Origin of the sequence: Chryseobacterium sp. POE27, assembly GCF_039727685.1 — a bacterium.
In the GTDB taxonomy this organism is placed as follows: domain Bacteria; phylum Bacteroidota; class Bacteroidia; order Flavobacteriales; family Weeksellaceae; genus Chryseobacterium.
This window is the reverse complement of the sequence record NZ_CP152475.1, coordinates 3,665,080-3,684,329: the sequence shown is the minus strand read 5'-3', so window position 1 is coordinate 3,684,329 and position 19,250 is coordinate 3,665,080. Positions and strand designations below refer to the sequence as shown.

Sequence of the window (19,250 nt, the reverse complement as noted above, 5' to 3'; positions counted from 1 at the left end):
AATGATGAAAATTATTTTGCTTTTGGCGAGCACCCGGCCATCGTAGTGATCTTAACAGCTTCTGTAGGAGGAAGGTTTTTATTTCTTTCTACAAGACTCTCCACCATATTTCTGGCTGTTTCCGTATAGATCTCTGCAATTTTGGAGTTTTCCTGAAGTGCCGCCGGTCTGCCGACATCTCCCGCCTCCCTGATGCTCTGGATAAGAGGAATTTCTCCCAACACAGGTATTCCCAGATCTTCAGCCATATACTGTGCTCCCTGCTTACCAAAGATATAATATTTATTTTCAGGCAATTCTTCCGGGGTAAAATACGCCATATTTTCGATTAAACCAAGAACAGGAATATTAATACTTTCCATCTGGAACATCGCAATACCTTTTCTTACATCCGCCAGAGCAACATGCTGAGGGGTGCTTACGATCACAGCGCCCGTTACCGGAACTTCCTGAATGATCGAAAGGTGAATATCACCCGTTCCCGGAGGAAGATCAATCAACAAGAAATCTAATTCTCCCCAGGCGGCATCTCTGATCATCTGATTTAATGCTTTGGAAGCCATCGGCCCTCTCCATACAACCGCCTGATTGGCTCCTGAAAAATACCCGATGGAAAGCATTTTCACTCCGTAATTCTCAATCGGTTTCATAAGATTTTTACCGTCAATTTCTACAGATATAGGTTTTTGACCTTCTGTATCGAACATCGTCGGAACCGAAGGTCCGTAGATATCGGCATCTAATAAACCGACCTTAAAGCCCATCTTTGCTAAAGTAACCGCCATATTTGCAGAAACCGTAGACTTGCCCACTCCTCCTTTTCCGGAAGCGATGGCTATAATATTTTGAATTCCGGGAATTTGTTTTCCTTTGATCTGACTTTGCTGAATTTCGGTCGGTTCCGGAGAAACGATTTTCAATTTCAAATGAACCTCCTCTCCAAACTCGCTGGCAAAAGCCTGCTTCATGGCTGCCTCCAGTTTTTTCTTTTCGTGCATGGCAGGTGAATGAGCGGTCATATCAATATAAACGTCATTGCCCATGATCTGAAGATTGTTCACCAAATCATCAACTTCTATCTCTTTAAGGAAATCCTGAACCTTTTCTTTCGTCAACATAAAACTAATAAAATTGTTTACAAATTTACGAAAAATTAACCTATTTAGAATAAGTGAAGAGACTGATAGATATTTTCTTTTGCATAAGCTAATTTTATAGTATTTTAGGGAAATTTTAATTTATATCTAATGAAAAGAATATTAATCGTTCTTTTAGGAATTATTTTTCATAATGCATTTTCACAAAATTATTCGCAATATGTAAATCCGTTTATAGGAACAGGCGGTCACGGACACACCTTTCCGGGGGCTATTGTTCCTTTTGGAATAGTACAGCTTTCACCCGATACCAGGATCGACGGAAGCTGGGATGGCTGTAGTGGCTATCATTATTCAGATTCGGTGATCTACGGATTTTCACATACGCACCTCAACGGTACGGGAGTTTCTGATTACGGCGATATCATGCTGACGCCTACGATGGGAAAGCCCGGTGTTACTCCAAAAGAATATTCATCGAAATTTTCTCATAAAAACGAAAAAGCTTCCGCCGGATTTTATTCGGTAAAATTAGATAAACATAATATTGATGTACGGCTCACAACGACAAAAAGGGTTGGTTATCATGAATATACTTTCAATAATGCAGGAAATGCCAATATTATTTTAGACTTAAATCACAGGGATAAATTATTAGAAGGTGAAGTTAAAATAATCGATGACAAAACCATCGAAGTTTTCCGCAGAAGTGAAGCATGGGCGACCAACCAGTACATTTATGCCAGAATTGAATTTTCAAAACCAATGAAAATTTTAAAAAAACTGGTAAACGGAAGAAATGAAGCCAATCTTTTTACAGGAACAAAACTAGCTTTAGCTTTTTCAGCTAATGTTAAAAAGGGTGAAAAAATCAGTGTTAAAGTGGCAATTTCACCCACAGGCTATGAAGGTGCAGGAAAGAATATGCTGGCGGAAGGAAAATCAAATGATTTCGAATCAATCAGAAAGCAAGCTGCTGCAGATTGGAATAAAGAACTGTCAAAAATTGAAGTGAAATCTTCCGATAAAGATAAGCTGACCGTCTTCTACACTGCGATGTATCATGTTTTCACGCAGCCCAACATCAATATGGATGTTGACGGAAAATACAGAGGGCGCGACAACAAATTCTACACGGCAAACGGTTTTGATTATTATTCAGTATTCTCGCTTTGGGACACCTTTAGGGGGAGCACATCCTTTGATGACGTTGATCGACAGAAAAAGAACCGCTGATTTTATCAATACATTTATTAAACAATACGAGCAGGGCGGCAAACTTCCGGTTTGGGAACTCGCTTCCAACGAAACGGAGTGTATGATTGGGTATCACGCGGTTTCTGTGATTGCAGATGCGATGGCGAAAGGAATTACAGGATTTGATTACGAAAAGGCATTTGAAGCTTCTAAACATTCTGCGATGTTGGATATTTTTGGATTAAATGCTTACAAGCAAAACAATTTCATCAGCATTGATGATGAGCATGAAAGTGTTTCCAAAACCGTGGAATATGCTTATGACGACTGGTGTATTGCCCAGATGGCTAAAATTTTAGGCAAAAAAGAAGATTACCAATATTTCATGAAACGCTCACAGAACTGGAAAAACCTTTACAATCCTAAAAACGGATTTATGCAGCCGAGAAAAAACGGTAACTGGTATGAGCCGTTTGATCCAAGAGAGGTTAACAATAATTATACGGAAGGAAACTCATGGCATTACTCCTACTCTGTTCAACAGGATATTCCAGGCCTTATTGCAGCGCATGGCGAAAAAGAGAAATTTGAACAATTTATTGATGGTATTTTCGCTGCGCCGGACAAAACAACGGGTCGTGAACAAGTTGATATTACAGGCCTGATCGGGCAATATGCACAGGGAAATGAGCCTAGCCACCACATTGCGTATTTGTATAATTATGTTGACAAACCCGAAAAAACAGATGCAAAAATTAAATTCATTCTCGATAATTATTACAAAAATGCTCCGGACGGCCTTATCGGAAATGAAGACTGTGGTCAAATGAGCGCGTGGTACATTCTCAGTTCCATGGGAATCTACTCTGTAACTCCCGGAATGCCGGAATGGCAAACTACGAAGCCTTATTTTGATGAAATTAAAATTCATCTGGAAGACGGAACGACACGTACAATCACTAAAAATACAAGCAGAGACGAGCTTAAAAAACTTGGGTTTGAAAACGTAAAATCCTTTAAAGATTTTAAATATGATGAATTAACAGCTTCTCCCGTTATTGCAGCAGCAAGGATTTTTGACCTGAATACCAAAGTGGAAATCACGGCATTAAATCCTGAAGATAAAATTTATTATATGACTCTCGATGAAGGAGATGCCAATGTGAGAAAAATGTTTACAGCCTATAAAGGACCGTTCACGATCACAAAAACAACGCACGTCTCAGCGTATGCCGAAAGAAATGGTGAAAAAAGCTCGATTGTAAGGGCAAACTCCAACAGGAGACCCAATAATTGGGACATCACAGTAAACTCTACTCCTACGGCACAATATACAGCCAGCGGAAAACTATCTTTAATCGACGGCATCAATGGTGATACCAACTGGCGAAAAGGCGAATGGCTGGGCTATCAGGGGCAGACTTTTGAAGCGATTATTGACATGAAATCTCCACAACAGTTTACTCAACTTTCATCAACTTATCTTCAGGACAGCAGAGCTTGGATCTTAATGCCTAAAAAAGTGGAATATTACGTTTCAAACAACGGGAAAGATTATATTTTACTGAAAACCGTAGAAAATACAATTGATCCGAAAGATGAAACCATTCAGGTAAAAGATTTTTCAGCTGAGGTTTTACCGACACAAGCCAGATATGTAAAAGTAAAAGCTTATCATTTCGGTAAACTGCCGGAATGGCACCAAGGCGCCGGCGGAGACGCATATATTTTTATTGATGAAATATCTTTTAAATAAAACAAATTCCCCTCCGAAAAGTTCGGAGGGGAATTTTAAAAAAAACAATTTGATATGACTTTATTTACTTACTTTATCCGCCCTTTTAATCGATATACTTTTTCTTAAACCATGTATCAAGAATATTCATACTGATGTTGAGCATATGATAATTTTCTTTGATGGATACATTTTTCTGCATTCCGTGAATTCCGTAGCCGTAACCAACATTGAGATTAACCTTATTTAACGGAATTCCCAAACCTACGGTAGCCTCCAGTTTGTCAATTCCTACATTACTAATTTTGTAATAACCGGTATCGTAATTCAGTCCAAAACGGTATGTAAATGCTTCCGAAAGTGTTTCAAACCTTTTTTTCGCAGGAAGAATTTCAAAGCCTAAACCATAAACATACTGCCTGTAATACTTTTCGGAAGTTTCTGTATTTTTCACTCTATCCCAGTTGCTCTGTGTGAAATCGAAAGTCATTCTGTATCTTTCCTTTGCTAAAATGGAAAAACCAGCTCCCATCTCCAGAGGAAGAGATGAATTTTTTGAAGAAAGATTTGAGGTCAGCGTATTGGTGTAATCCTGATTCTGCGTGTAAGAAACTTCCCTTTTAGAAACCAGCTTGCTTCCGAAATTTACAATGCCTCCCAAAGTAAGCTGAAAATTATCTGTGAAATTTTTCTTATACTGTGTTCCTAAATTATAACTAAAACCCGTATAGCGTACACTTCGGCTGATTTCTACTTCAGATGTTGTAGAAATAGTTTCTTTTCGCACAATAGTCCCGAAATTATTTTTCACTTTACCTCCAAAACTCCAGTTGTCATTGAGTTTGTAAGCTAAGCTTATTCCCCAGTTTGAAAGTCCTCCGCTCCCTTCATAAGTGACAGGATACTCCACGGCCGTTCCTTCAATCGGAATGGTAGATGAAATTTTATAATCGGAAGAAGTGGCAGGCTGCATACTTATGCCGATAAATGCTTTTTTTGAAACCCGCAAAGCCGCGCTGAAATTCGTAAAATTGGAATTCAGCCTGTTGTCCGATCCCAAATTGCTGGAAATTGTATTGTATTTTACAATTCCGCTTACATTGAAAACAACATTTCTTGTAGTAATACCTGTCATTGAAGCGGGATTTTTGGAATTGATATATTCGGGCGCTTCCAGGGCAATCCCTGTATTTCCCAACGAAATATTCCGGGCATCATCAACATTATTGAACCCTCCTATTCCAAAGTAAGAATAAGGCGATGCGTTCTGAGCGTACAATCCTGATGTAAAAACGCACGAGAACAGTGCACATATTGTTATTTTATTTTTATTCATAAATAGTATTCTGCATTAATATCCCAATATATACACCTTTAGCTTCGCCGGATTTGTATTATTTTTAACATCACCGAAAACCGCTTTCCCACAAAGGACATCCGCATAAGACGAAGGATAAATAAGCGTATTATGATTGGAGTTTGTGGTTTCCGTCAAAATACTGTTTACATAGGTTGTCATGGAAAAATTGTAGGCATGTTCGTTTTGAAACTCACTGCTTTCTGATAAACTCGTGGTGATTTCGGTACTTCCGTCGGAAGTGTAATTGCTGACAAGATGATTCAATTTGTCCCCAACGTAATAGTAAAGCGGGCTTGGATTATAAAAATTATCGGAATAATATCCCGCGACCGGGCTTAATGAAAGTGTAGCATCAATAATTTTATAATTTTCATATAAATTTTTTAATGATTTCAGATATGGGATTTCCACTTTAGTATAAACCCCGATGCCTGCCATGAGATAGGTCTTATTTCCAAGGCTTGTTGACGGAATAGAATTTTGGGGCGTAAGATTTGCCAATTCGGATCCTGTAAAGTCACTTGAAATTTTATTGTATTGAAAAGTTGGGCTTGGGCTTAAATCTAATGTATATTTCACAAGTTCGGTTCCGTTTTGAGAGGTCGTGTGATAATACATCCTTACCATATTAGAGACCTTCTCTTTTGTATTTTTATTGATCTGAACCAGGTAAGAAGAGTTGATCCCGAAACGCAGCATCGCATTATTTTCTGAAGAAGGTACAAGCGCTAAACCTTTATAAAAGTTCAGAAAATATTCCTGATTGGTAACATCGCTGTTTTTTAAGGTGTTAAAAAGTGTCTGCCCATAAGACTGATCGAGTTTAATTTTCACATAGCTGCTGTCTGTATTGGGTCTTGGATAAAATTCTGCATTTCCGATGGAATTCGAAGAATAATTAAAAGTACTTTTATTATAAAGGTATCCGTTGTCAAGTTTTATCCTGTCTGTTAAAGGATGAACAGCCAGTTTAAAGGTTTTCAGGGTATCTCCGTAATAGAAATCTGTGTTGGTAAGATACATGACCAGGGAATCAAAAACTGCAGTGGAAGGTGACGACAGGCTGTAACTTGAAGGTGTCAGTTCAAAAAGAGAAGAAGAACTCACTTTTCCGAAGGTCTGGTCATGTATATTTCCGATCATCATCACTCTTTTTCCGGAGGTTATTGTAGAATCCATCATAATGGTAGACATTTTCACCGTGAGTGTATCGATCATTACGATTTTCGACTGTGCATCCATCCAGGAGCTTCCGACTTCATACGTATTACTTTCATCTTCACAGGAAAATAAAAACATCAATGAAATACATAATAACAAGTATTTATACATCTTTTTTTCCGCAAACATAAAATGAAGATACAATGAACAAAAATTTATTCTTCCTTTTACTATTAGTTGTAGACAACAGCAAGGTTTAATCAGATATCCGATGATTTTTTTAAACATCCCCCATCCGTCAACAAAACTGCCGCATCTGACTATAAATAACAGCCATCCGTCTAAAAAATTTTCAGAATACATCAGAATGAAATTCATTTGCACAAAAAAGAATGAATAATGAATGGTAAACTTTCAATCTTAGCTCTTACTCTTGTAGGAACATTTTTAGCAGTAAGCTGTAGCAATGATGATGATGATGAACTGATAGGAAACTGGGTAAGGGTTTCGGATCTGGACGGTAAGCCGCGATCCAATGCTTCCGCATTTGTTGTAAGCGGAAAAGGATACATCACCGGCGGCTATGACGGAGAGGATTATTACAATGACCTGTGGAGCTATGACCCCAATGCGAACTCCTGGACCCAGAAAGCCGATTTCCCGGGATCAAAAAGAAGTTCTGCCGTTGGTTTCGCCACCAATTCCTACGGATATGTAGGGACAGGATATGATGGATTAAACAAATTAAAAGATTTTTACAAATACGATCCTATCAACAACTCCTGGACACAAATTGATGATTTTCCGGGAACAGGAAGATATGCAGCCTTAGCCTTCGGAATTGATAATAAAGGATATGTAGGAACAGGATACGACGGAAGCGAACTGAAAGATTTCTATAAATATGAAGAACTTACCTCATCATGGAGTCCCATCAACAGTCTGGGAGGTTCTAAAAGAAGAGACGGAGCTGCCTTCGTGATCAACAATATTGCATATGTGGGATTCGGAAGCAATAACGGAAGCCTTGTATCAGATTTCTGGGCATTTGATCCCGGCTCTGAAACATGGACCAGAAAAGTAGACACCAGCAATGATGATGACACGCAAAACCGTACATCTACAGCCGCTTTTTCAGCAAATGGGCTGGGATATGTAGCCACAGGTTCTACAAGCGGAGTCGGAAATACAACCTGGGAATATGATCCTTCTGCCAATGACTGGACTCAGCGAACATCTTTTGAAGGGGCATCCAGAGAGAGTGCCTGCGCATTTTCAATCGGAAACTACGGCTATGTCCTTACCGGAAACAGTGGTTCGTCTTATTTTGATGACATCTGGGTATTTCATCCTAACGAAAGTGAAAATGATGATGACTAAAACGTTCTCCGGAATATTCTTTTCATCAGTAATCTTACTCGTGAGCTGTGAGAAAAAAAATAATACCTTTGACGTAAAGATTACAAAACAGGAGTCAGGATACGGATACCAAATATTGAAGGAAAAGAAAGTCTTTATTAACCAGCCTTTTATTCCTGCAATACAGGGAGAAAAAACATTTAAAAACGAAGCAGATGCACAGAAAACCGCCCTGCTTGTTGTAAAAAAAATAGGAAAACAAACACTCCCAAGAATTTCTATACATGAACTGGATTCTATGAAGATAGCGTATTAGATGCTTTAATTACAATGAAAGTTCCTTCAATATTTTTTATTGAGGGAATTTGTGTACCTATAAAAAGACAGATTTATGACTGCATTTTTTAAACAGATAAAAACAACTTACATCTACCACTGGATCATTTGGATCATTCTTATTTTTTTTAAGCTGATCATGGATTATTCTGTTTTCGGGAATCTTTTTCTGATGATGAATATAAAGCTGTTCATTATAGCCATTATATTATTCTATATCAATTATTATCTGGTTCTACCCTTTATCATTCGCCAGAGTCCCAAAAAAATTATTATCATCACCGTTTCCCTGATCGCGGTATATGTAGCACTTATGATTTTTTTCATGCCTCCGATGCCAAAGCATATGCCTATGTCACCTAAGGATTTTCCGAAGAAAGGAAAAATGATTCCTTTTCAGAACGGGATAGGTCTCTACGATATTTTCTTCAGGATCGGGATCTTCTCAATCGTATTCAGCACCCTCCTTTTCTTTTTAGACAAATGGGTAGAAAACGGAAAGAAAATAAAAGCGCTGGAATTTGAAAGGCAGTCCAGTGAGCTTAAAATTCTCAGGGAACAGATCAATCCGCATTTCTTTTTTTAATGCCCTGAACAGTATTTATTCGCTATCCATTATTAAATCTCCGGATACACCGAGGGTGATTTTGATTTTATCTGATATTATGCGCTATGTTCTTAATAATAAAAACGGATATAAGAATAATCTGAATGATGAAATTTCAAACATTAAAAAGTATATCGAGATACAGTCTATCCGTTTCAATAAATTTAACAACATGAATTATGAATTTTATGGTAATTTTGAATATTATGAGATTGAACCTCTTCTGCTTTTAACGTTTGTAGAAAATGCCTTTAAATATGCTGATTTAAAGAAAGGACCCCTTAATCTTAAAATTTATATGGAAAATGGATTATTGGATTTCCGGATCACGAATTTTTATGAGAAGAAAAAACCTGAAGATAGCAATGACAGCAAGATGGGGATAGAAAATACAAAAATGAAACTGAATCTTCTTTATCCCGAAAAATATCAGCTTGATATTGAAGACAATGGCTCTGAATACAGCGTAAATTTAAAACTTCAATTGAATTAAAATGAATTGTATCATAGTAGACGATGAAGAACTTGCTCATCACGTGATTGAAGAATATATATCAAGAATTCCGCTTCTGAATCTGGTAAAAAACTGCTATGACATTCAGGAAACCATTCAGACACTGCAAACGGAAAATGTTGATCTCATTTTTCTTGATATTAATCTCCCGAATATTTCCGGAATAGAATTCTTAAAAAGTTTCAGTAAACTTCCTGACGTCATTATTACCACTGCCTATGACGATTGTGCCGTGCAGGGCTTCGAAATGGATGTTACCGACTATCTGCTGAAACCTTTTTCTTTTGAAAGATTTCTGAAGGCGGTTTATAAAAGCTACAACAAGCTTAATAATTCAAAAATAGTACACGAAAAAAATACACAGGCTTTTTTTAAAGAATCATTTATTTTCGTGCGTTCCAACAATGAAGATGTAAAACTTAATCTAAGCGAGATTACCCGCATCAGTGCGCTGAAAGATTATATTATTATTTATACGGAAACCCGGAAACTGATTATCCATCAGACCATGAAATCCATCATCGAGAAGATCAACTCAGAAAATTTCATCAGGGTTCATAATTCTCATATCATTTCGCTTCAACACATTCAAAGCATCGGAAAAAACAATCTGATGATCGGAAATGAAAGAATTCCCATCAGCGAAAAATACAAAGCATATCTGAATAAAGTCGTGGAAAAATACAAGTAATGACCTAAAACCTCTACTTATAGAGGAGAGACTCTAATAATAAATGGATATCCTTTGAATTCCGTCGCAGAATAAACTCCATTCCACTACTATTTATTTACAACGCTGCTGTGTCATTCTGAATGTAGCAAAGCGGAGTGAAGAATCTCTCTGTATTTATTAGCGCAACGTTCGCAAGAGGCATTTACTGTACGCATATTCTTTCGAGCGCAAAGGTACTTCGGCAGGCTCAGCATAAACTATAACGCTCAGCAAATGATAGCAACTATTAAAAAGTTTGGTGGCTTCGGCTCCGCTCAGCCACCAAGATCCCATTCTACACCCCTACGACCCTAAAACTCTCCCAACTTAAACACGCACTTTGTCATTCCGGTAGGAATCTCAGTATAGCTTTTAACGTTAGCATGGAAAGATTCGGGCCTACACAATCGAAGTGGTTAAAATGGAGGTCATTGTGCAGGAAGTATTCTTGAACCACCCCGACAAAAATTCTTTGAATTTTCGCCACCCTTCCGGAGGAGTGGAATTTTTAAGTTGTCTATATTATCAACTGCAGCCAGCCATTACAATAGTTGGCTTGATGTTCTCTTCTAAGTGAAATCAAAGATTCGACGTAGTCAAACGGCTTTGTGAAACTACATATACGCCATACTTTCAAAAAAACTTAGTGAGCTTCGTGTTCAAAAACAGTGTGATATACGGTGTCAGGCCGAGTCCCGAAGGGACGATTTAAATCAGGACAGGATAAAATCCTGTCAACAACAATAATAACAAAATTATTATTAAATCACCCATTCAATGCGGGCCTTCGAGACCCTCAGTCACCGGCATTTTACAACTCTTTGTCGTTACTCAAAAATCCTCAGACCCGTCCGCGCCCACTTTATCATTCCGGTAGAATAGTTGGCTTGGTGTTCTCTTTTAAGTGAAGCGGCTTTGTGAAACTAATAAGCATTATACTTTCAAAAAATCTTAGTGGGCTTGGCGTTCAAAAACAATTAAATATTAGATTTTGCTGTCATTTTCTGAGTTTTAAAGCCTTTGCGAACCAAAAATATACGCAATCATTTCAAATAAAACCTTGCGCTCGTGGCGTTAAAATTAATTTTCCATGATGTAGGAGGATGTGACTTCGAGATCCTCAGTCACCTGCATTTTACAACTCTTTGTCGTTCCGTAGAAACTCCCATACTCAGATACTCAAAAACACTCTCACCCTCAAACTCAAAACCCTTCCACAAAAAAACTCCGGCCGGGACCCAAAACCCAGACCGGAGCGCACACAAAAAAATGATACTAGCCGGCTTTTATGATGAACTGCTCCTTTGCCGGCCGGAAAAGAGCTTCTTCTTTTTGCAATCCGATTGCATGGTACGTTGCAAGCCTCGTGTTAGCACCGAAGCAGGCAGCTTGCTAGCCTCGTAGTAAGACCCTTGCTAGCTACCTAACAATCACATTGCTTGCACCGAAGCAATCCCCTTGGTCTTACGCTACCGTCAGTTGCTTATCCAGAGTAGCAGTACGTGGCTCTTTTAAAGATTGGCTGCCCGAATACTGCGTCAGCACTTCAATAGTATAAGTTCCTGCTGCTAGTTCAGGAATCACCACCATAACCTCCGAAGGATTGTTCGTTACGATATCACTTTGCTCTACTTTGGTTCTTTCCTGTGTTGTAGCGTCTACAAAATAGACTCCTACCGAAGCATCATCACCGGTGACTTTAATCTTGCTGCCCACAATTTTCAGGTTTCTGCCCGGAGTAAGAAGGTCATTCACTGAACCGCTCTTCACGTCCGCCACCTGTAAAATTGCGGCAGAAGCCTCTGCCACACCCAGGATTTCGACTTCAATATTAGGAATCTCAGCCCTCAGCTTTTCTCCCTGGTTGAACTGGAAGATGATGCTGTGCTTATCTTTATTAAAAGTCTCCGACGGACTATCAAATACCCCACGAATGGTGGTATTAGCCGTGAAATAACCAGTATTGATGGAGTACCCATCACAAAGCTGGTACGCCATTTCTTTCAGGAACAGCTCCGTCGCATGCTCCATTGCCGAAGCAGAAATATCTGCTCCTCCACGGTTGGCGGCTGACTGGCAGATCTGCTGTACATTGAGACTGCGCTCGCTTGCGGTGCGTGCCGTGAAATCATTAGGATTGTCTTTTGTTAAAACGTTATCGTACAGATACGCTTTGATTCTGTGAAGAATTGTTGCCATTGTTGTTGATTTTAAATGGTTTTTAAATTTGTTATTTAAACCCTAACAGGGTTGAGAGCCCTGTTAGGGTTAGGATTAATTAAAGTAATTGTTGTCGGTTTGCTAGCGCGAGCGTCACGCTCGTGACCACACTATATCTGAATCTTGCTTAAAACCGGCACGAGCGAGACGCTCGCGCCAGCATGTATATCAAGTATAGGATTGCAAATCTGTGAACTATACTAGAATTTTATAATAGGCATAAGGGCAATATTACGCGGGCGAGTTTCAGTATCGCCTCCTCCGTCAACGTTCACAGTATGGCTATGGCTATCATTAGGGATTACCAGAGGCGATTTAGTAAGGTCTGGCTCAGTTCCAGAATAACCTGTATCCGCGTTAGGAGCTGTAACATTTTCCCCTGAAGCCGATCTTCTAATAAGACCATAACTACCTGCATTAACAGTATTTGTGCTACTGGTACCATTTCCTACGCCATGATTATGAGTATAGGAAGAAGTGGTTCCTGTGAAATTGGTATTGGGAAGTTTTGTACTATTGCTTTGTGCACTTCCCAATGAACGGGAAGTATCCACTCCTCTTCCATGATCCCAGCCTCTTATAAACTCTCCTCTCAAATCGGGAAGGTTAAAAGTGGTAGATCCATCTCCTGCTCCATAAGTAGTGCCAATTGCAGCAAACAATGTAGCATATCCTGTACGACTTACAGCAGCTCCGTTACATTCCAGATATCCTGCAGGGACTGTACTGGCAGCAGTATAACTTACCGTACCGGCAGGTGCACTTACGTTTACCGTCTGTGGTGTTTGCAATAAAATCCATTGGGTGCCGTCATTGGTATATAAACCGGGTACTACATTATTGGGTGCTGTACCGGCTGTAGCGGTATTGTACACCAGCATTCCGGCAACATGTGCGCTTAATGGGCTTGCATTGTTGGTAGCTGTAAGAGCCAGAGAAGGTAGTTTTACACCTTTGGTGGTACTGCTAATATCAAGTGCAGCATTAGTGTTTGGGGCAGCAGTTCCTATTCCCACATTACCAGATGATTTAATCACCATACGTGAATCATAATCGGTTGCATTTCTTGTGAAGAATGAAAGCCCTGCGTAATTGTTGGTAGCATCCCTGTCGATCCCCTGTATAGAAGCACCAGAATCACCCAATGGATCTGTCCCCGGAACAAAGTCAATAGAGCCAAAAAGGCTATTGTTTGTATGTATATTATTAAGGACGATATTTTTTGCCGTACCCTGACTACATCCCGAACCACAGTTGACGATAGAAAAAGCAGCAATTGGAGTTGTTTGCCCTGCGGGCGATGATACATGAAGGTAAGATTTCGGAGTAGATGTTCCTATTCCGACTTTGCTACTGGCAGCATCTACATAAAATGTATTATCAATATTTACATTGCCATTATTACTTAAAGCCATTATTTTTTTTACAACTCCACTGGCATTATCTGTTACAGATTCAAAATTAAGATATCCATCTCCTGAACCATCTTTAGAAAGATGCATCTTCATAATTCGATTTCCCGTATTATTATCTTGTGCTTCAAAGTAAATGCCTGGCCCGGAACCTGTACTAGGTCCTGTCAAAACCAGTCCTGGTGTAAGATATGACGTTGTTATAGCAGAAGCTGCATTATTATAGCTTAAATGTAGTGGCGCTTTTGGTGAAGTTGTTCCAATTCCAACATAACCGTTATCCTTGACTATAAAATCTGTTCCTGTTGCTCTTGCCGTGCCATCCGCTTTTGTCCCAATTTTTACCATAGTATTGGCTGTATCATTAGTCCATGAATCATTGGTGGTGTCTCCTGAAGAACTTCCCAAGATCCTCTGCCATATACTGCCATCGAAATAGTAATATCCCGGAGCAGTAATATTGGCAGTAGCCCCTGCGGGAGCCGAATCGGCAGCAGATGCATACACGATGAGTCCCTTCTGGTTTGTTCCATAGACTCCTGCTGCTGTTGCCGTACGGATATCACTACCGGATAATTGCGGGATGATCAATCCTTCAGGTTTGGTTCCGTTTGTTTTGGCAGTGATGTCAAGGGTTGCTTTTGGAGATGTATTATTAATCCCCACCTGAGCGAATGCTGTCATACTGAAGAGCAGAACAGCTGTTGTAATTAATTGTTTCATTGTTTTGTATTTATGAGTTTGTTTATGTTTTGGTGACTTAGTCGGCGTTTATTCGAACACTAAGTACACAAAGATTTTTTTTATCTATGATGTGTTTTTAAGTTTCACAAAGGCGTTGCACTTATAAGAGAACACTGAGGTTTTAGAGTTGGAGGGTTTTAGAGTTTGAGCGTGGGAGAGTCCTGGTGGCTGAGGTGACTCGAAGCCACTATTCCCCTCTCAAACCCTCCCATATTCCCCTCCAACCCTAAAACCCTCCCACTCTCAAACCCTCCGACTCAATAATAGCTTCGGCAGGCTCGTCACTTCGAGTAGATTTTGAAAAAATCATATCGAGAAGTTTGTGAGTTTGAGGATAAATTTCATTCTCGATACATTTTTTCTTCACCTTGTTACGAAAAAACACTCGAATTGACGAAACACGAATGCCACTAATGGTTGAACACTAATTTCACTAATATTGTGTGATTTTCTTTGCTGAGATCCCTACGGGATGACAAACAGAGTGGATAATCTCCTTTACTAAAGCATTTGTTTTTATTGGCGTTCAACAATTTGTGTCATTTGTGATAAAACATTCGTGTTATCCGTGTTTAAAATTGGGCGGAGGACGACCGAAATGATTGATGCTAATGCGTATAATTTGAAAAGGAGGAAAAGTAATATGAATATTTTTTTCCTGATCCCTTCTTGCGCTTATCAACATAAAAAAGAAAGATGGTATTATTTTATGCTGAAGCTTTATCGGAGAAGAGCTTCCGATAACAGCTATTGAAGATGAATTAGAAAACAGTCCAAAGGTATTTTTGCCTGTTGGACTAATTTTATAACACGTGTTTTCCGTTGGACTACTTGTGAACTTCTTATGGGAAACTTTGGGACAAGATGTTTTGATCAAAACCCTAGACCACTTCTTAAAAGATGCTTTTCTCAGGTTTTGACTGGAAATATATACTGGAGATTCTGCATAGAGATACGAGTCTTCGGATACAAAGACTACAGAATCAGATTGTAAAAAAGTTTGAGCGCTTAAAAATGATGATACCAAGACCACTAAAAAGCACAGCAAAACCACGCTTTTGCGTGTGAGGGAGAGGGTTGAGGGAAATATCATTTGTAGTCTCATGTTTTGTAAGAAAGTAGTCTATCGTAGACTACTTTTTTACATACAAGGCTCACCATTGCGAAGCTTCTTAAAAAACAGGTAAAAAAAGGGTGTAAAATTCAGCCCGTTTTACGCCATATTTTTCTTTAAAGACTTCATGATGAACAAAACTAAGGAATTAGAAAACAATTTGTTGTGTTTGGAAGTAAAAAGAATTTGTTTACATTTGTAGCTGAGAAAAGTAGTCTACGATAGACTACTTTTTTTGTGATGTTCAACCATTCCTCACCAAAGCCCATCAATAAAGAGTTTCAGAAAAAAAGGACTTGTTTACCAAAATAAGTTCAATAGTCTCCTGCAAATTTTAGTAAGCCGCCAGAGTACAGCATTTTTTAATTGATGACCATTCTTTCAGACCAGTTCAATGCTTCAGGAAGTTCCCGGTCTGAAAACTCAATATGAATCACTCTTCTTTTCTTCCCATTTGTTGTACGGTTGGAGCCATGCAGAATCAAAGGCTTCATAATCATGATTCCTCCTTTATCTACGTTGCAGATTTCTTCAGTTTCTACTGACCAGTCGATGGTTTCCGGTCTGTAAATTCCTTTAGCATGAGATCTAGGCACTACTTTTAAAGCCCCGTTGTTTTCATCCGTATCATCCAGATGAATTCTGATGGTGAAAATATTTTCAAGAATCTCTAATGGCGGCTGAACGGCAAACTGATTCTGTTTCGTAGTCCATGGGCCAAAACCGGGAAGCTCGGCTTTTCTGTCAACGGATATGGTAAGATCCTGATGATAAGCCACGTACCAGTTTGACTTTTCAGGTTTATCGAAATAAATACTTTTCACCACGAAATAATCACTCCCGAAAATATCTTTGACAATGCTTTTAATATTCTCATTAAAGATTAAATCCTTCACCTCAGGAATTTCTTTCAGAAACTGTCGAATGGCAAAAAGATCTTCTGATTTCCTGAAGGTTTCTTTGGAAGGGTCTATATGTTGAATAACCTCACTTATCTTTTCTACCTCATGATTGGAAAAGATATTGTTGATAACGGTAAATCCTTTTTCTTTTAATAAACTTTTGTGATTTTGTATATTATTCATTACTTACGTTTTATTATCTCTGTGATTATCATTCATACTTCCCTTCATTTCTTTCAGAATGTAGATGTAATACTTTTCTCACCCTAAATCCCTCTCCTCGGGAGAGGGATTTAGGGTGAGGAAAAAATAAATGGTCAACAATGAATATTACCATTCACTATTGACCATTCACCAGCAAAGCTGAAATTTATATTTTACAAATTTCCTCCATGATTGTCAAGCTGCCCTTCCCATTTGGAAACGGCTGAGGTTGCCAATGCATTTCCGAGAACGTTGGTCATACTTCTTCCCATATCGCAGAAATGGTCGATCGGCAAGATCAAAGCAATTCCTTCCGGCGGGATACCAAACATGGAACATGTGGCGACAATAATTACCAGGGAAGCCCGTGGTACTCCGGCAATTCCTTTTGAAGTGAGCATTAAAACCAGAAGCATGGTAATCTGTTGTCCGATGGTCATTTCAATTCCGTAGATCTGTGCAATGAAAATGGATGCAAACGTCATGTACATCATACTTCCGTCCAGATTGAATGAATATCCCAACGGTAAAATGAATGATACTACCCTATTATTACATCCAAATCTTTCCAGTTCTTCCACCAGTTTCGGGAAAACCGCTTCGGAACTTGTGGTTGAAAAGGCGATAAGCAATGGCTCTTTAATTCTTCTTAATAATTCAAAAAGACGGTTACCGATGATTAAATATCCTACCAAGAGAAGAACCAGCCACAGGATTCCTAAAGCAAAGAAGAAATCCCTGAGGTAAATGGCATACACTTTAAAAATTTCAAAACCATTGGTTGCCACTACTGCAGCAATAGCTCCCAAAACGCCCAATGGTGCAAACCACATGATATACCCTACCATTTTCAGGATTCCGTGTGCAATGATATCAAACAGTTTCACGACAGGCTGTGCATATTCATCACCCAGATTGGCCAATGCAATCCCAAACATAATAGAAAAGACTACAATCTGCAGCACTTCATTGGTGGCAAAAGCTTCAAAAACACTTTTAGGGATAACATGTTTTACAAAGTCTTCCATTGAGAAACCTTCACTGCTTTTCAGCAGTTCCTCCGCTGAAGCCGCATCCTGAATCGGTAATTTGGTAACATGTCCCGGTTCCAGCCAGTTGACTAAAATCAACCCGATAAAAAGAGACACCAAAGAGGCAGAGATAAACCACAACATTGCCTTTGTACCTACTCTTCCGATCATTTTAATATCACTCATCTTAGCGATTCCTACCACTAAAGTCGTAAAAACCAGGGGAGCAATAATCATTTGTACCAGCCGGATAAAAACAGTTCCCAGGAGCTTTATATTTTTGGAAAAAGGTTCTGCACTTTCGGGATACTGCACGTGTACAAATCCACCAATTCCCACACCCAAAATAAGGGCAATGATAATGGCTATAAATAATTTATTCTGTCCTTTCATATGAATAATTCAAGTTTGGCAAATATAATATTTTTACAATTGCTTCCAAGCCCACATTCCGCAGATTAGCTTTAATAAATTAATTCCGTAACAATTAATTTCACCGGCGCCTGATTTGCTCGATACACCGAATATTTAATAAAATTGAACCCTGTTTTTATCTTTTGGTATAAATTTTATTATTACATTTAGGCATAATAACAAATCAAAATATACTACTATGAAAAAATCAATCGCAATGGCTGCAATGGCTGTAGCTATATCTTTCGGATCAGTTTCCTGTAAAAAGAAAGTTTCTGATGCTGATCTTCAAACCCAGGCTACTACGGTAGTAACTGCTAATCCCGGAGCTTCCGTGGAAATAAAGGACGGTGTTGCTCACCTGAGCGGTACTTTTGAAACCCAGGAGGAAAAAGATGCCATGATCAAACAGCTTAAAGCTATTAACGGTATTAAAGATGTTCACGATATGGCTACTGTGACTCCTGCTGCTGCTGCTGCAACAGCTCCGGTAGAAACACAATCTGCCGTAGATCCTGCCGTACAACAGAAGGTAAAAGATGCCGTAAAAGATATACCGGGAGTGAAAGTAGAAGTCATCAATGGAGAGCTGACTCTTACAGGAAATGTCTCTTCTTCTGATGCAAGAAAAGTTAAAGAATCCGTAGATGCTTTAAAAGTTGGAAAAGTAAATTATAATTACACTGTTAAATAAAAAGTCATGAGCACATTACAAGATAAATATTCAGGGGTGGTTTCTGCCGCTCAGTCTGCAGGAATCTCTGACCTTAAGGTTCAGGAACAGGACGGAATTCTTTATGTTTCGGGAAGCGCTTCAAATACTGCAGCAAAAGATGCTGTCTGGAATGCTCTGGGAACGATTGATTCTACCTATTCTGCTTCAGACATTAATATTGATGTACAGGTTTCAGGCCTTGCGGCAGGTACGGCGCTTACGGTAGCTACAGATGACTCTAATCTGAATATCAGACAGGAACCTTCTACAGATGCCGCAATTATCGGCAAAGTAACCAAAGGTTCTTCTATCACTTTAATCGAGCAAACTTCCGATGACTGGTGGAAAGTAAAAACTTCCGACGGACACGAAGGGTATGCCTATTCAAGATACCTGAGAGCTTAAACCTATTTTAC

General features: G+C 39.0%; 17 protein-coding genes. 9 read left to right on the top strand and 8 right to left on the bottom strand.

What is annotated here, in order from left to right; all coding sequences use genetic code 11:
- Window positions 1–11 precede the first annotated feature (11 nt).
- On the bottom strand, window positions 12–1,118 hold the full coding sequence (locus tag AAHI02_RS17685; protein WP_346984366.1) for an Mrp/NBP35 family ATP-binding protein: 1,107 nt from the start codon (window positions 1,116–1,118) through the stop codon (window positions 12–14).
- A 129-nt stretch (window positions 1,119–1,247) separates the two neighbouring features.
- On the opposite strand from AAHI02_RS17685, the gene AAHI02_RS17680 reads away from it, so the two are divergent.
- Window positions 1,248–2,333, top strand: a complete 1,086-nt coding sequence (locus AAHI02_RS17680) for a GH92 family glycosyl hydrolase (protein ID WP_346984365.1) — start codon at window positions 1,248–1,250, stop codon at window positions 2,331–2,333.
- A complete protein-coding gene (locus AAHI02_RS17675) occupies window positions 2,302–4,050 on the top strand; it encodes a GH92 family glycosyl hydrolase (protein ID WP_346986633.1) in 1,749 nt (582 codons plus the stop codon). The genes AAHI02_RS17680 and AAHI02_RS17675 overlap by 32 nt, the downstream gene beginning before the upstream one ends.
- Window positions 4,051–4,135: 85 nt before the next feature.
- On the opposite strand, the gene AAHI02_RS17670 is transcribed toward AAHI02_RS17675, so the two are convergent.
- On the bottom strand, window positions 4,136–5,365 hold the full coding sequence (locus AAHI02_RS17670) for a hypothetical protein (RefSeq protein WP_346984364.1): 1,230 nt from the start codon (window positions 5,363–5,365) through the stop codon (window positions 4,136–4,138).
- 15 nt (window positions 5,366–5,380) lie between these two features.
- Window positions 5,381–6,721: a DUF4270 family protein gene (locus AAHI02_RS17665; RefSeq protein ID WP_346984363.1), complete on the bottom strand. Its 1,341-nt coding sequence runs from the start codon at window positions 6,719–6,721 to the stop codon at window positions 5,381–5,383.
- A 228-nt stretch (window positions 6,722–6,949) separates the two neighbouring features.
- On the opposite strand from AAHI02_RS17665, the gene AAHI02_RS17660 reads away from it, so the two are divergent.
- The 5 genes from AAHI02_RS17660 (at window position 6,950) to AAHI02_RS17640 (ending at window position 10,057) form a co-directional block, all read left to right on the top strand.
- Window positions 6,950–7,930 (top strand): kelch repeat-containing protein, encoded by a 981-nt coding sequence (locus tag AAHI02_RS17660; protein ID WP_346984362.1) that lies wholly within the window; start codon window positions 6,950–6,952, stop codon window positions 7,928–7,930.
- Window positions 7,917–8,225 (top strand): DUF4907 domain-containing protein, encoded by a 309-nt coding sequence (locus AAHI02_RS17655; protein WP_346984361.1) that lies wholly within the window; start codon window positions 7,917–7,919, stop codon window positions 8,223–8,225. Before AAHI02_RS17660 ends, AAHI02_RS17655 begins: the two co-directional genes overlap by 14 nt.
- Before the next feature lie 75 nt (window positions 8,226–8,300).
- Entirely contained in the window at window positions 8,301–8,831 is a 531-nt protein-coding gene (locus tag AAHI02_RS17650) for a hypothetical protein (protein WP_346984360.1), read from the top strand.
- Window positions 8,782–9,345 (top strand): sensor histidine kinase, encoded by a 564-nt coding sequence (locus tag AAHI02_RS17645; RefSeq protein ID WP_346984359.1) that lies wholly within the window; start codon window positions 8,782–8,784, stop codon window positions 9,343–9,345. The genes AAHI02_RS17650 and AAHI02_RS17645 overlap by 50 nt, the downstream gene beginning before the upstream one ends.
- A 1-nt stretch (window position 9,346) precedes the next feature.
- A complete protein-coding gene (locus AAHI02_RS17640) occupies window positions 9,347–10,057 on the top strand; it encodes a response regulator transcription factor (RefSeq protein ID WP_346984358.1) in 711 nt (236 codons plus the stop codon).
- A 1,485-nt stretch (window positions 10,058–11,542) separates the two neighbouring features.
- Here the strand turns inward: AAHI02_RS17640 and AAHI02_RS17635 are convergent.
- The 5 genes from AAHI02_RS17635 to AAHI02_RS17615 all read right to left on the bottom strand — a co-directional run bounded on the left by AAHI02_RS17635 (window position 11,543) and on the right by AAHI02_RS17615 (window position 18,098).
- A complete protein-coding gene (locus AAHI02_RS17635; protein ID WP_346984357.1) occupies window positions 11,543–12,277 on the bottom strand; it encodes a DNA-binding domain-containing protein in 735 nt (244 codons plus the stop codon).
- A gap of 221 nt (window positions 12,278–12,498) precedes the next feature.
- Window positions 12,499–14,433 carry a phage tail protein gene (locus AAHI02_RS17630; RefSeq protein ID WP_346984356.1) on the bottom strand — a complete coding sequence of 645 codons (1,935 nt, stop codon included), beginning with the start codon at window positions 14,431–14,433 and terminating at the stop codon, window positions 12,499–12,501.
- 583 nt (window positions 14,434–15,016) lie between these two features.
- Complete coding sequence (locus AAHI02_RS17625; protein WP_346984355.1) at window positions 15,017–15,547, bottom strand: hypothetical protein; 531 nt, start codon at window positions 15,545–15,547, stop codon at window positions 15,017–15,019.
- Between the two features lie 383 nt (window positions 15,548–15,930).
- Entirely contained in the window at window positions 15,931–16,653 is a 723-nt protein-coding gene (locus tag AAHI02_RS17620) for a phytanoyl-CoA dioxygenase family protein (RefSeq protein WP_346984354.1), read from the bottom strand.
- A gap of 194 nt (window positions 16,654–16,847) precedes the next feature.
- A complete protein-coding gene (locus AAHI02_RS17615; protein ID WP_346984353.1) occupies window positions 16,848–18,098 on the bottom strand; it encodes a cation:dicarboxylase symporter family transporter in 1,251 nt (416 codons plus the stop codon).
- A gap of 220 nt (window positions 18,099–18,318) precedes the next feature.
- On the opposite strand from AAHI02_RS17615, the gene AAHI02_RS17610 reads away from it, so the two are divergent.
- Window positions 18,319–18,813 carry a BON domain-containing protein gene (locus tag AAHI02_RS17610; protein ID WP_346984352.1) on the top strand — a complete coding sequence of 165 codons (495 nt, stop codon included), beginning with the start codon at window positions 18,319–18,321 and terminating at the stop codon, window positions 18,811–18,813.
- A 6-nt stretch (window positions 18,814–18,819) separates the two neighbouring features.
- Window positions 18,820–19,239, top strand: a complete 420-nt coding sequence (locus AAHI02_RS17605) for an SH3 domain-containing protein (RefSeq protein ID WP_346984351.1) — start codon at window positions 18,820–18,822, stop codon at window positions 19,237–19,239.
- Window positions 19,240–19,250: the final 11 nt, after the last annotated feature.